The organism is Sphingomonas sp. 28-62-20 (genome assembly GCF_002281505.1).
The window spans coordinates 1-13,709 of the sequence record NZ_NCGH01000022.1 but is presented as its reverse complement, the minus strand read 5'-3'; the positions used below and the strand labels follow the sequence as shown (position 1 = coordinate 13,709).

Here is a 13,709-nt window from a genome sequence, read left to right as displayed (position 1 = left end):
ATTCTGCCTGCGTGACGAACGCTAGGTCGGCCCTCGTTCCATGCCCCCGGAGCGAGGGCCTTTCCTTGTCCGGCGGAAACACTTCAAGGCCAACACCAGAGCGGGCTAGCGAAGCCAATAATGCGAGGCTACATCGCCGCATGGCCGACACGATCAAGATAGCTTCCTGGAACATCAATTCGGTGCGATTCCGAATCGACATCGTCACCCGATTCCTGCGTGAGGCGATGCCCGACATCCTGTGCCTGCAGGAAACCAAGGTGATGGATGGTGACTTTCCCGAAAGCGTGTTTCACGCGCTCGGCTATCGCCATATCGCGCTGCATGGTCAGCGCATGCACCACGGCGTGGCGATCATCAGCAAACACCCGTTGGCGGCGGACGAACGGTTTGACTGGCAGGCGAATCGTGAAGCGCGTCATATCGGTGTGCGGCTGGCCAACGGGCTTCGGCTGGAAAATGTCTATGTGCCCGCCGGTGGTGACGTGCCTGACCGCGATCTCAACCCGAAATTCGGCCAGAAGCTGGATTTTCTGGAGCGGATGACGCGCTGGTCGGAATCGTGCACGGGGCCGACCTTGCTGGTAGGCGATTTCAATATTGCGCCGCTCGAGTCCGATGTGTGGAGCCACAAACAATTGCTCGACGTCGTCAGCCACACGCCAATCGAAGTCACGGCACTGGCTGATCTGCAGGCGGCGGGCGACTGGATTGATCTGGGGCGGCAATTCGTGCCGCCACCGGCGCGGCTTTATACCTGGTGGAGTTACCGCGCGAAGGATTGGGCGGCATCTGATCGTGGTCGGCGGCTTGATCATATGTGGGCGAGCAAGGATGTGGCGAGCGCCGCCACGGGGCACCATGTTTTCGAAGAAGCGCGCAGCTGGCTGAAACCATCGGACCATATCCCGATCATGACGGAATTCGCGCTGTGAGCGCACGGAGCGTGGCGCAGGCGATCGATTCGCTGCGTCGCGGCTGGCCGATTGCGATCCGGTCCGACAGCGGTGTTCTCGCCCTGCTGGCGATCGAGACCGGCGATGCTGCGCGACTGGCGGCATTCGATCCGCGGGGCATCGCCCCGGTGCTGATCTCGTCAGGGCGTGCCGCGACGCTCAAACTCGCCAACCAGGCACCGGCTGCGGCACCGGAATGCCCGGTAATGGTCGAACGCGTTCCTTGGCTGGATTTTGATGCCGCCACCGCGCTTGCCGATCCGCAATTTGATCTGCTGACCCCGCTTAAGGGCCCCTATCGCGCCCTATCAATCGATAACCGGCCGGCGGCGGCGGCGGCGCTGCGGTTGGCGACCTTGGCCGGCGTGCTGCCCGCGTTTTTTGCGATTGCCGGCGGCAGTGCCGATCAGGAAATCTCCCCGGCTGATATCAACGACCATGAAGATGCCGTCCGACTGACGATCGCCGCGCGCGCGCACTTGCCCGTTGCTGGTGCCGAATCGGCAGAGATTGTCGCCTTTCGCACCCCGGAAATGCCCGGCGAGCATATCGCATTGCTGATCGGCGCCCCCAATGGCGCGCTGCCGCTGGTACGACTGCATAGCGAATGCCTGACCGGCGATGTCCTGGGCAGCCTGAAATGTGATTGCGGGCCGCAACTTGACGCGGCAATCGCTGCGATTGCCGCCAGCGGCTGGGGGATATTACTGTATCTGCGCCAGGAAGGCCGGGGGATTGGCTTGATCAACAAGCTGCGCGCTTATGCGCTGCAGGATCAGGGGTTTGATACGGTAGACGCCAATACGCGGTTGGGCTTTGCGGTGGATTCCCGCGATTTCGCGGTGGCGGCGCGCATGCTGGCGCTGCTCGGCCAGCGATCAGTGCGCCTGCTGACGAATAATCCACAAAAGGTCGCCCAACTCGAAGCGGCCGGCATTACTGTCATCGAACGCGTCCCGCACAAGCTGCCCGCCAATCCGCATAATGAACGCTATCTGGCCACCAAACGCGACCGCACGGGTCACGAATTCTAGCTGTTTTTGGCGGCCAGGGCGGCTTCGAGGTCGGCAATCCGCGCCTGCAATTCGCTCACCAGGGTCGCGACATCGGCAACCGCCAGCTTGCGCGGGATATGCTGTGGGCAATTCACATCCCACACCTCGACCGTAAAGATGATGGCCTGTTCAGGGCGCGCCTTATAGCCTTCGGGCATCAGCTGCGCGATGATCGCCGGATCGCGGGTGGTCGTCGCGCTCCCCCAGATCTTGATCCGACGCTGATTGGCATAATCCATCAAGAACATCGTCGCCCGGTCATTCTCAGCCAGGTTACCCGTCGAGATGAACTGCTGATTGCCCTTATAGTCGGCAAAGGCAAAACGGTGGCGATCAAGCACCGCCAGGAAACCCGGCGGCCCACCGCGATGCTGGATATAAGGCTGGCCATCGGCACTGGCGGTGCCGAGATAGGCACTGTCGCGCGACTCCAGCCAGGCGGCAAGATCGGCGTCGATTTCGGTGCGGAAGCCGCCGCGCGCCGCCATCTTGGCATAGCCGTCGCGCGATCCGCGCTCGGTCTGGATCGCCTTCACCGCTGGGCTGAAGAAAATGTCGCTTGGGGTCTCAACATGCATGGGCTGGCTCCTGACCGTATCGGAGCCGTTCTAATCGTTCCGTTCAGTGCGGAGAATTACGGAATCTGGCCAGAACCATTCACCGTGGCGGAATAATGAGATTAGTTGATCAACGGATTGGCGCGGAGCCGATCGACGGCAAGATCGACAAAGCTGCGCACCGTCGCTGACGCGCGGCGGCCTTGATGATGGACGATATGGATCGGCAGCGGCGGTTCCTCATCCGCCGCAAGCACGGTTTGCAGCGTGCCCGCCGCCAGCGCGGGGGCGATTTGATAACTGAGCAAGCGCGACAGACCCCATCCCGCCTGCACGGCGGCGATCGCCCCTTCGTTGGTCTGGCAGCGCAAGCGTGGCTCGACCTTGACTGACCGGCCGCCCGGGCCGCCAAAGCGCCATTCCAGCGCGGATGCCGACGCCGTGGCCGCGACGATCCGGTGACTGGCCAGGTCGCCCGGCTGGGTGGGGCGCCCATGGCTGTCGAAATAGGCCGGGGTCCCGCAAATCACGCGCCGAACCGATCCCACCCGGATCGCACTCAGGCTTGAATCGGGCAAATTGCCGATCCGGACCGCGACATCGATCCCCTCCTCGACAATATTAGTCACGCGATCGACGAACAGCGCGTGGCCAATGACGGCGGGATAGAAATCGAGATAGTCGAGCAGAATCGGGAGTACATACATCTCCCCGAACAGCATCGACGCCGTCACTACCAATGATCCGCTGGGCGTTGCATAGCGCCCCGCCGCCGCGGCTTCAGCATCAGCGATTTCGGCCAAGATGCGCCGACAATCGGCAAGATAGCGCTGGCCCGCCTCGGTTAGCTTGATCATCCGGGTGGTGCGGACAAAGAGCCGGGCGCCAACATGATCCTCAAGCATCGCGATCGCACGCGTCACCGCTGGCGGGCTCATATGGAGCTGACGCGCAGCGCCAGCGAATCCACCGACATCGGCCGCCGTGACGAAGATTTTCATGGCTTGCAGCCGGTCCATTCATTCCTCTTTCGGCAATAATATCTTGCGAATTGTCGCCATTCTATCGCGCAGCCGAACTGATTACCACGCTGCCATTGCTTTGGAGAATCGCTATGTCCCGTCCGCCCCTGCCGCCCTTCACCGCGCAAACCGCCGCGCAAAAGGCGCGCCTTGCCGAAGATGCGTGGAACAGCCGCGATCCTGCACGCGTCGCGCTCGCCTATAGCGAAGACAGCCGCTGGCGGACGCGATCCGATTTTTTCACTGGCCGCGACGCGATCATCGATTTCCTGACGCGCAAATGGGCCGTTGAGGTCGATTACCGGCTGGTCAAGGAAGTGTGGGCGTTTACCGATAACCGGATCGCGGTGCGCTTTGTCTATGAATGGCATGACACCAACAACCAGTGGTGGCGCAGCCATGGCAATGAGCAATGGGCATTTGATGCAACCGGGCTGATGGTCCGGCGCGAAGCATCGGTCAACGATGTCGCGATTGCAGTAGGAGACCGGCTGTTCCGATGGCCGCTCGGCCCGCGCCCGGCGGATCATCCCGGGCTGACCGAGATGGGGCTCTAACCAGATCGGGCGCTGCCATGCCCTTTTGCCGGGGAGTCTGGTCGAAAAATAGGTGGTGCCCAGAAGAGGACTCGAACCTCCACGCCCTTGCGAGCGCCAGCACCTGAAGCTGGTGCGTCTACCAATTCCGCCATCTGGGCCCCAGAGACTTATCTATCAGGTAGGCGCGGGGCTCTAGGGAGGGGGGAGGAGCTTGTCAATCATGCGGTACAGACTTTCGGACGGTCTTGCCGTTTCGGTGTCCGGGCGGCATGGAGCAAGCGCGCCCAAGCCAGGCAAGGAATGAAACGGCAATGCAGGATAAACTTGTCACGCTGATTGGCGGCGGCGGCTTTCTTGGCCGATATGCCGCACAGCATTTGCTTCAGCAGGGCGCGCGGGTGCGGATTGCCCAGCGCGATCCACGCGGCGCTGAATTTCTGCGGCCGCTTGGTGGCCTTGGCCAGACGCAGTTCGTCGCGACGGATATCCGCAAACCTGAATCGCTGGCGCGCGCGCTGCAGGGCAGCGATGCCGTCGTCAATCTGGTCGGCATCCTGAAGGGCGATTTCCAGGCCATTCAGGCTGAGGGCGCGCGCAATGTCGCCGTCGCCGCCGCCACGGTGGGCGCCACTTCCTTGGTGCATGTTTCTGCCATTGGCGCTGATTCCCGATCGGCATCGCAATACGGCCGCACCAAGGGCGAAGGCGATGATGCCGTTCGGGCGGCGTTTCCCGCGGCGACGATCCTGCGCCCTTCGATTGTGTTCGGGCGCGAAGACCAGTTCGTCAATCGCTTTGCCGGGATGATTGCTAGCGCGCCTGTTGTGCCGGTGCTTCGCGCCGCCACCCGATTTCAGCCGGTCTATGTCGATGATGTGGCGCGCGCGATTGCCGCGAGCCTGGCCGATCCAGCGCGCTTTGGCGGCAAGATGATCGAACTGGGCGGCCCGGACGTCCTCTCGATGGGCGCGCTGATCCGCTGGATTGCCGACGCGATCGGCCGGCATCCGGCGATCATCGAGCTGCCCGATTCGATTGGTGGGCTAATCGCGATGTTGGGGTTTCTGCCTGGCGCGCCGATCACCCAGGACCAATGGCGGATGCTGCAGAGCGACAATGTCGTCGCACCGGACGCTGAGCAGTTCAGCGGCTTTGGGATCGTGCCGACGCCGCTGGCCAGCGTCGCGCCGACTTGGCTGGTCCGCTATCGCCGCAATGGACGCTTTTCAAGCGACGCCGCCGCCTGATCCGGGCAAAGAGGTGAATTGGCCGCGAGGCCAAGCCGACATCAGCGCAAGGGAGCCTCGTGACCGATCTCATCACCATCATCCTGCTCGGCATTGTCGAGGGGATCACTGAATTCCTGCCGGTATCCTCAACCGGGCACCTGATTCTGGCCGGCGCGTTGCTGGGTTATGATGATCAGCGCTGGCAATTGTTCAATATCGTCATCCAGCTCGGCGCAATTCTGGCGGTGGTGGTGCTGTATTGGCGGACGTTCTGGGCGGTGATGCTCGGGCTGGTGAAACTCAACCCCGTATCGATCCGCTTTGTCCGCAATCTGCTGATCGCTTTCGTGCCCGCCGTGGTGATCGGGCTGCTGTTCCTCAAGCAGATCGAAGCCTTGTTATTGCAACCTGTCGTCGTGGCGGTGGCGTTGATTCTGGGCGGGGTGGCGATTTTGGTGATTGAGCGGGTCGTGAAGGCAGGCGCCGTAACAGGCATCGCTGATCTGCCGATACGCACTTCGATTGGCGTTGGCCTGGTGCAATGCCTGGCGATGATCCCGGGGGTCAGCCGATCAGGCGCGACGATCATGGGCGCGCGCGCGCTGGGCGTTGATCGGCGCACGGCCGCTGAGTTCAGCTTCTTTCTCGCCATCCCGACGATGCTGGGGGCGACCACGCTGGAGCTGATCAAGCATCATGAGGAGCTGACGGCCGCCAACAGCATCGGCATCACTGGCATTGCGATCGGCTTTGTCGTTGCGTTTATCGTCGCGTTGCTGGTGGTGCGCTGGTTTGTCGGGATTGTCAGCACCCATGGCTTTGCGCCCTTCGCCTGGTACCGGATCGTGGCGGGTAGCGCTGCGCTGATCTGGCTGCTGGTAAAGTAGGGCCGATACGGGCGTATATTGCCTCAGCCCGACTGGCCCTTATATCAACCCGCCTTGTTTCATGACCATTTAGGTAATATAAACTGTCCTAAATCTACAAAGATGCGTGACTCGTCCGTTTTTCTGCCGTAAAAGATTGCCCTCACTGGGGATTGACGATGGCTGACGAGACGATGCTGCAATTTGTGGGGACCGGGCAGGCCTATCCGGCCAAGCGCGCAGCCGCGTTGCGGGCCGAAGACTTCGCCGAAATCGCTGATCGCTATGCTACCAGCCAGGGCGAAGAACAGGCCGGGCGTTGCTCGCAATGCGGTGTGCCCTATTGCGCGGTGCATTGCCCGCTCAACAATCACATCCCCGATTGGCTGCGGCTGACGGCTGAAGGACGGCTGCGGGAAGCCTATGAGCTGAGCAATGCGACATCGACCATGCCCGAGATATGTGGCCGGATTTGCCCGCAGGACCGGCTGTGCGAGGGCAATTGCGTCATCGAATTTTCCGGCCACGGCGCGGTCACGATCGGCTCGGTCGAAAAATACATTACCGATACGGCGTGGGACAATGGCTGGGTCGAGCCGATCGCCATTGGCAAAGCACGCGGCCAATCGGTGGGGATCATCGGCGCGGGGCCGGCGGGGCTGAGCGCGGCCGAATATCTGCGCGTGCTGGGCTATGACGTGCATATCTATGATCGGCATGATCGCGCCGGCGGGCTGCTGACCTATGGCATCCCTGGATTCAAACTGGAAAAGCCCGTTGTGATGCGCCGGGTGGAGCGACTGGCGGCGGCGGGCATCGTCTTTCATCAGGGTTTTGAGGTTGGCCGCGATGCCAGCCTCGACGATCTGCGTGCGCGCCATGATGCAGTGCTGATCGCGACCGGCGTCTACAAAGCGCGGGCGATCACGGCGGCGGGCGTTGAACGCGACGGGGTGGTCGAAGCACTTGATTATCTGATCGCGTCGAACCGCAAAGGCTTTGGCGATGCTGTTCCGACCTTTGACGATGGCCAACTCAACGCTGCGGGCAAGCATGTTGTCGTCATCGGCGGTGGCGATACCGCAATGGATTGCGTGCGCACGGCCGTCCGCCAGGGTGCTGCGTCAGTCAAATGCCTTTATCGCCGCGACCGCGCCAATATGCCGGGGTCGCAACGCGAAGTCGGCAATGCCGAGGAAGAAGGCGTCGAGTTTGTCTGGCTGTCCGCGCCTCTGGCCTTTGGAGGCGATGCTGAGGTGACGGAGGTCCGGGCGAGCCGGATGCGGCTGGGCGCCCCCGACGCTGGTGGCCGACGCTCGCCCGAGCCCGAACCGGGCAGCGAATTAGTGCTGGCGGCTGATCTGGTGATCAAGGCGCTGGGCTTTGATCCCGAAGCGCTGCCCATGCTGTTCGGTGCGCCGCAGCTTGGCGTCACGCGCTGGGGCACGGTCCGCACCGAAGCCAAGTCGATGATGACCAATTTGGATGGCGTGTTCGCCGCCGGCGACATTGTCCGCGGGGCGAGCCTGGTCGTCTGGGCGATCCGTGATGCCCGCGACGTGAGCGAGCGGATGCATGCATGGCTGAAGGCAAAGGCCGCAGCAGAAAGGAAGGCAGCGTGATGGCAACCGAACAGGAACGCGCGCGCCTTGCCGCAGAGGGCATGTATCGCCCCGATATGGAATCCGATGCCTGCGGTGTTGGTCTGGTTGCTGCCACCGATGGCAAGCCTAATCGCCGCGTCGTGCAATCGGCAATCGATGCGCTGAAGGCGGTGTGGCACCGTGGCGCTGTCGATGCCGATGGCAAGACCGGCGATGGCGCGGGTCTGCATATCGACCTGCCAACCGCATTTTTTGACGATGCGGTCGCGATGTCGGGCCACCGGCCCATGCCCAATCGGCTGGCGGTGGGGATGATCTTTCTGCCACGCACCGATTTGTCGGCGCAGGAAGCCTGCCGGACGATCGTCGAAAGCGCGATCATCGATGAAGGCTATACCATTTATGGCTGGCGGCAGGTGCCGGTCGATGTGTCGGTGATCGGGCAAAAGGCGCAGGCGACGCGGCCCGAAATCGAACAGATCATGATCGCCGGGCCAATGCCCGACACGGCCAGCATCGAGGAATTTGAGAAGAATCTTTATCTGATCCGCCGCCGGATCGAAAAGCGGGTGATCGCTGCGCAGATACAGGGCTTTTACATCTGCTCGCTCAGCTGCCGCTCAATCATCTATAAGGGGCTGTTCTTGGCAGAGAGCCTGTCGGTCTTCTATCCCGATCTGCGCGATCTGCGCTTTGAAAGCCGGGTGGCGATCTTCCACCAACGCTATTCGACCAACACTTTCCCGCAATGGTGGCTGGCGCAACCGTTCCGCTGCCTGGCGCATAATGGCGAAATCAACACCATCCGTGGCAACAAGAACTGGATGCTGAGCCACGAGATCAAGATGGCGAGCCTGGCGTTCGGCGAGCATTCAGAGGACATCAAGCCGGTGATCCCGGCGGGGGCGAGCGATACCGCTGCACTCGATGCGACTTTTGAGGCGATCTGCCGATCGGGGCGCGATGCGCCGACCGCCAAGCTGATGCTGGTGCCCGAAGCGTGGCAAGCCGATAGTGGTATGCCGCCCGCCCACCTCGCCATGTATGAATATCTGGCCAGCGTGATGGAGCCCTGGGATGGCCCGGCTGCGCTGGCCATGACCGATGGCCGTTGGGCAGTGGCGGGTATGGACCGCAACGCGCTGCGTCCGCTGCGCTATACCCGCACCAATGACGGGCTGCTGATTGTCGGTTCGGAAAGCGGCATGGTGGTGGTGCCGGAGACGACGATTATCGAAAAGGGTCGGCTTGGCCCCGGCCAGATGATCGCCATCGATTTGGAATCCGGCGCGGTATTCAAGGATCGCGAGATCAAGGATCGGATTGCCGGCGAGGCCGATTATGCCGGCATGATCGGCGAATTTATCGGGCTTGACGATTTGCCGCTGCCTCCGGGCGAACCGGTGCGCCGCTATGATCGCGCCGAGCTGATCCGTCGCCAGATCGCCGCGGGGCAGACGATCGAGGATATGGAACTGATCCTGTCGCCGATGGTCGATGGGGCCAAGGAAGCCATCGGCTCCATGGGCGACGATACGCCGCTGGCGGTGATTTCGGACAAGCCGCGCCTGATCAGCCAGTTTTTCCGCCAGAATTTCAGCCAGGTGACCAACCCGCCGATCGATCCCCTGCGCGAACGCCAGGTGATGACGCTGAAGACGCGCTTCGGCAATCTTGCCAATATCCTTGATCTGGCCGGTGCAAAAAGCCCGGTGCTGGTGCTCGATTCGCCCGTGCTGACCTGCGCCAATTGGGACCGATTAAAGGCGCATTTTGGCACGCAGGCCGCCGAGATTGATTGCACCTTTGAACCAAATGGCGGCCCGGAATCGCTGCGCGCGGCGATCCAGCGAATCCGCACCCAGGCCGAACAGGCCGTGCGTGAAGGGCGCAGCGATCTGTTTCTGTCTGACGAAAATGCCGGGCCGGACCGTGTCGCCATCGCTGGCGTCCTTGCCGCAGCGGCGGTGCATACGCATCTCGTCCGCCGGGGGTTGCGCTCCTATGCCAGCGTCAACATCCGTACCTCGGAATGCCTCGACACGCATTATTACGCCGTGCTGATCGGCGTCGGCGCAACGACAGTGAACGCCTATCTGGCCGAGGCCGCAATCGCGGATCGCCATGCGCGCGGGCTGTTCGGCGATCGCACGATCGAGGACTGCCTGATGCGGCATCAGACCGCGATCGAGGAAGGCATTCTGAAGATCATGTCGAAAATGGGGATCGCGGTGATCTCCAGCTATCGTGGCGGCTATAATTTTGAGGCAGTCGGGCTGTCGCGCAGCCTGGTCAATGACCTGTTCCCCGGCATGCCCGCCAAGATATCGGGCGAAGGCTATGCGTCGCTGCATCTCAGCGCGATGCTGCGGCATGATGCGGCCTATGACAGCCCTGTTTCCACCTTGCCGATCGGCGGCTTTTACCGCCAGCGGCTGGGCAGCGAGACGCACGCTTATTCGGCACCGCTGATGCATTTGCTGCAAACTGCGGTCGCCACCGACAGCTATTCGACCTATCTGCAGTTTTCGCGCGGTGTGGCTGATCTGCCGCCAGTTTATCTGCGCGATCTGCTGCAGTTCAACTATCCGGCCGAGGGCATTCCGGTCGACCAGGTGGAAGCGATCACCGAAATCCGCAAACGCTTCGTCACGCCCGGCATGTCCCTGGGCGCGCTCAGCCCCGAAGCCCATGAAACGCTCGCCATCGCAATGAACCGGATCGGCGCCAAGGCGGTATCGGGCGAAGGTGGCGAGGATTCGTCGCGCTACACCCCCTATGACAATGGCGATAACGCCAATTCGGTGATCAAGCAGATTGCCAGTGGGCGGTTCGGCGTGACGGCGGAATATCTGAACGCCTGCGACGAGATCGAGATCAAGGTGGCGCAAGGGGCAAAGCCCGGCGAGGGCGGGCAACTGCCCGGCTTCAAGGTCACTGAATTCATCGCCAAATTGCGCCACGCCACACCAGGCGTGTCGCTGATCAGCCCGCCACCACATCATGACATCTACTCGATCGAGGATCTGGCGCAGCTGATCTATGATCTGAAACAGATTAATCCGCGCGCACGAGTGTGCGTCAAGCTGGTCTCCTCGGCAGGCATTGGCACCGTCGCGGCAGGCGTCGCCAAGGCGCATGCCGATGTGATTTTGGTTTCCGGCAATGTCGGCGGCACGGGAGCGTCGCCGCAAACCAGCATCAAATATGCCGGGACGCCCTGGGAAATGGGCTTGTCCGAGGTCAATCAAGTGCTGACCCTGAATGGCCTGCGCCACCGCATCAAGCTGCGCACCGATGGCGGCCTGCGCACGGGGCGCGACATTGTGATCGCCGCCATCCTTGGCGCCGAGGAATTCGGCATCGGTACGCTCAGCCTGGTCGCGATGGGCTGCATCATGGTGCGCCAATGCCATTCAAACACCTGTCCAGTCGGTGTTTGCACGCAAGACGAACGCTTGCGCGAAAAGTTTGGCGGGTCGCCGGAAAAGGTCATCAACCTGATGACCTTCATTGCGGAGGAAGTGCGCGACATCCTCGCCAAGCTTGGCCTGCGCAGCCTGGATGAAGTGATCGGTCGCACCGAATTGCTCCGCCAAGTCAGCCGCGGTGCCGAGCATCTCGACGATCTCGACCTGAACCCGATTCTCGCCAAGGTCGATGCCGATGACGATCAGCGCCGCTTCAGCCTGAAGACCTGGCGCAACGAAGTGCCCGACAGCCTGGACGCGCAGATGATCCGCGATGCAGCAGCGGTATTCTCTCGCGGGGAAAAGATGCAGCTGACCTATTCGGTGCGCAACACCCACCGCGCCGTTGGCACAAGGTTGTCGAGCGAGATCACCCGTACCTTTGGCATGTCGAAACTTGCTGACGGCCATGTCCATGTCCGGCTGCGCGGGTCGGCGGGGCAATCGCTTGGCGCCTTTTTGTGCAAGGGGATCACACTGGAGGTGTTCGGCGACGCCAATGATTATGTCGGCAAAGGGCTGTCGGGCGGGATCATCGCGGTGCGCCCGGTGGTGAGTTCCACGCTGATCAGCCAGCATAACACCATCATCGGCAATACCGTGCTTTATGGCGCGACATCGGGCCAGCTCTACGCAGCGGGCCAGGCCGGCGAGCGCTTTGCGGTGCGCAATTCGGGGGCGACTGTCGTGGTCGAGGGCTGCGGCGCCAATGGCTGCGAATATATGACCGGCGGCATCGCTGTCGTGCTGGGTGAGGTGGGCACCAATTTTGGCGCAGGCATGTCGGGCGGGATGGCGTTTGTCTATGATCCCGATCGCCATTTCCCAGCGCGCGCCAACCCCGAAAGCATCGTCTGGCAGCCCATTGCCTCACGGCATTGGGAATCGGTTTTGCTGGGGCTGATCCGGGCCCATCAGGACAAGACCGACAGCAAATGGTCAGCGGCCTTGCTTGACGATTGGGACCGCGTGGTCGGCCATTTCTGGCAGGTCGTGCCGAAGGAAATGCTGATGCGGCTAAGCTATCCGCTTGATGACAGCATGGAAGCCGTGGCAGCGGACTAGCGGCGCGGTTCACCGCGCAAGCGCTTTACGCGGCGGGCACGGGCGTTAAGAGTCGCTGGCTATGTGGCAACTCTATCAATTCCCGCTCTGCCCGTTTTCGCGCAAGGTCCGGCTCCTGCTCGGCGAGAAGGGGGTGGGCTATGATCTGGTGCGCGAATCGCCCTGGACCCGCCGCGATGAATTTCTCGACATGAACCCGGCCGGGCAGACCCCGGTCATGGTCGAGCCCAACCGGTCGCTGGTGCTGATCGATTCGATGGCGATTTGCGAATATCTTGAGGAAACCGTCGATAAGGCAGCAATGATCAATGGCACCGCGACCAACCGCGCCGAAACGCGGCGGCTGGTCGCCTGGTTCGATACGCAATTTTACCGTGATATCACCGCGCCCTTGCTTCAGGAGCGGATGGAAAAGCGGATCGTCCACCGCGCCGCCCCCGATGCCAAGGCACTGCGCGAAGCGATGAAGGCGGCGGTCGGTCATCTCGATTATACCGATTTCCTGCTCGATCATCGCACCTGGCTGGGCGGCGCGACGATGGGGCTCGCCGATCTGGCAGCGGCGGCACAGATTTCAGTCGCCGATTATCTCGGCGGGATTGACTGGAAGGGGCACGAACAGACCGCGCGCTGGTATCGTGGTTTCAAAAGCCGACCAAGCTTTCGCCCGATGCTGTCGGAACGGATGGAGGGCATCGCCCCGCCCGCCCATTATGACGATGTGGATTTCGATTTCTGATGCACGCCAACCACGATCTGGCCGCTGAAGCGTCGCCAGTGATTGGCTTTGGCGATTTTTTGAAGGTCGACGTCCGGATCGGCACGATCATCGAGGCGCTACCTTTCCCGGAAGCACGCAAGCCAGCCTATAAGCTCATCATCGATTTCGGCCCGGTGATCGGGATCAAGCGCTCCTCAGCGCAGATTACCGACCATTATGCGCTGGCGGATTTGCCGGGCATGCAAGTGGCCGCCGTAGTGAATTTCCCGCCCCGGCAAATTGGGCCGGTCATGTCCGAGGTGCTGACGCTGGGTTTCCCCGATACCGAAGGCAAGGTGGTGCTCGTGCGGCCGACCACGCCCGTGCCCAATGGCGGGCGGTTATTTTAGCGCGTGGCGACGTTAGGCTGCTTGAACCTCGCCCCCCGTTCGGGCTGAGCGAAGTCGAAGCCCACGCGCTACGCATGCCCTTCGATTTCGCTCAGGGCGAGCGGGGTATGGGTTGATCCAATCCCACGTCATCACCTTCTAGAGTCTTTCTGTAGTTGAATGAATCGATGGGGATTCCCAGGCGCGCTGATCTGTGATTCAAGCTGTCCACTGGTAGGGAGGCCAGCATGGATGAA

Annotated in this window: 11 protein-coding genes and 1 tRNA gene; 9 read left to right on the top strand and 3 right to left on the bottom strand. The window is 61.9% G+C overall.

The genetic code is table 11. The features are described from left to right. Nucleotides 1-140 precede the first annotated feature (140 nt). The gene (locus B7Y43_RS16025) at nucleotides 141-935 is read left to right on the top strand and encodes an exodeoxyribonuclease III (protein ID WP_374132680.1); all 795 of its coding nucleotides are present in this window, start codon (nucleotides 141-143) and stop codon (nucleotides 933-935) included. Beyond that, entirely contained in the window at nucleotides 932-1,990 is a 1,059-nt protein-coding gene (gene ribA / locus B7Y43_RS16020) for a GTP cyclohydrolase II (protein WP_374132679.1), read from the top strand. The genes B7Y43_RS16025 and ribA overlap by 4 nt, the downstream gene beginning before the upstream one ends. Here the strand turns inward: ribA and B7Y43_RS16015 are convergent. Together B7Y43_RS16015 and B7Y43_RS16010 are read right to left on the bottom strand one after the other, a co-directional pair. Next, nucleotides 1,987-2,589, bottom strand: a complete 603-nt coding sequence (locus B7Y43_RS16015) for a pyridoxamine 5'-phosphate oxidase family protein (protein ID WP_374132678.1) — start codon at nucleotides 2,587-2,589, stop codon at nucleotides 1,987-1,989. The two genes, ribA and B7Y43_RS16015, sit on opposite strands and share 4 nt — an antisense overlap. Before the next feature lie 101 nt (nucleotides 2,590-2,690). Then, complete coding sequence (locus B7Y43_RS16010) at nucleotides 2,691-3,587, bottom strand: LysR family transcriptional regulator (RefSeq protein ID WP_374132677.1); 897 nt, start codon at nucleotides 3,585-3,587, stop codon at nucleotides 2,691-2,693. Nucleotides 3,588-3,682: 95 nt separating this feature from the next. Here B7Y43_RS16010 and B7Y43_RS16005 point away from each other — a divergent pair, with 95 nt between their 5' ends. Beyond that, nucleotides 3,683-4,147, top strand: coding sequence for a nuclear transport factor 2 family protein (locus tag B7Y43_RS16005; protein ID WP_374132676.1), 465 nt, complete (start codon nucleotides 3,683-3,685; stop codon nucleotides 4,145-4,147). 53 nt (nucleotides 4,148-4,200) lie between these two features. Here B7Y43_RS16005 and B7Y43_RS16000 read toward each other — a convergent pair. Beyond that, a tRNA-Leu gene (locus tag B7Y43_RS16000) sits at nucleotides 4,201-4,287 on the bottom strand. A 153-nt stretch (nucleotides 4,288-4,440) separates the two neighbouring features. Here B7Y43_RS16000 and B7Y43_RS15995 point away from each other — a divergent pair. From B7Y43_RS15995 to B7Y43_RS15970, 6 genes are all read left to right on the top strand, one after another. Continuing rightward, complete coding sequence (locus B7Y43_RS15995) at nucleotides 4,441-5,376, top strand: complex I NDUFA9 subunit family protein (protein WP_374132675.1); 936 nt, start codon at nucleotides 4,441-4,443, stop codon at nucleotides 5,374-5,376. 59 nt (nucleotides 5,377-5,435) lie between these two features. Next, nucleotides 5,436-6,245 (top strand): undecaprenyl-diphosphate phosphatase, encoded by an 810-nt coding sequence (locus B7Y43_RS15990; RefSeq protein WP_374132674.1) that lies wholly within the window; start codon nucleotides 5,436-5,438, stop codon nucleotides 6,243-6,245. A gap of 158 nt (nucleotides 6,246-6,403) precedes the next feature. Further along, nucleotides 6,404-7,846 carry an NAD(P)-dependent oxidoreductase gene (locus B7Y43_RS15985; protein WP_374132673.1) on the top strand — a complete coding sequence of 481 codons (1,443 nt, stop codon included), beginning with the start codon at nucleotides 6,404-6,406 and terminating at the stop codon, nucleotides 7,844-7,846. Next, nucleotides 7,846-12,363, top strand: coding sequence for a glutamate synthase large subunit (gltB, locus tag B7Y43_RS15980; protein WP_374132672.1), 4,518 nt, complete (start codon nucleotides 7,846-7,848; stop codon nucleotides 12,361-12,363). The genes B7Y43_RS15985 and gltB overlap by 1 nt, the downstream gene beginning before the upstream one ends. A 61-nt stretch (nucleotides 12,364-12,424) precedes the next feature. Next, on the top strand, nucleotides 12,425-13,102 hold the full coding sequence (locus B7Y43_RS15975; protein WP_374132671.1) for a glutathione S-transferase family protein: 678 nt from the start codon (nucleotides 12,425-12,427) through the stop codon (nucleotides 13,100-13,102). Then, on the top strand, nucleotides 13,102-13,473 hold the full coding sequence (locus tag B7Y43_RS15970) for a tRNA-binding protein (RefSeq protein ID WP_374132670.1): 372 nt from the start codon (nucleotides 13,102-13,104) through the stop codon (nucleotides 13,471-13,473). The genes B7Y43_RS15975 and B7Y43_RS15970 overlap by 1 nt, the downstream gene beginning before the upstream one ends. Nucleotides 13,474-13,709: the final 236 nt, after the last annotated feature.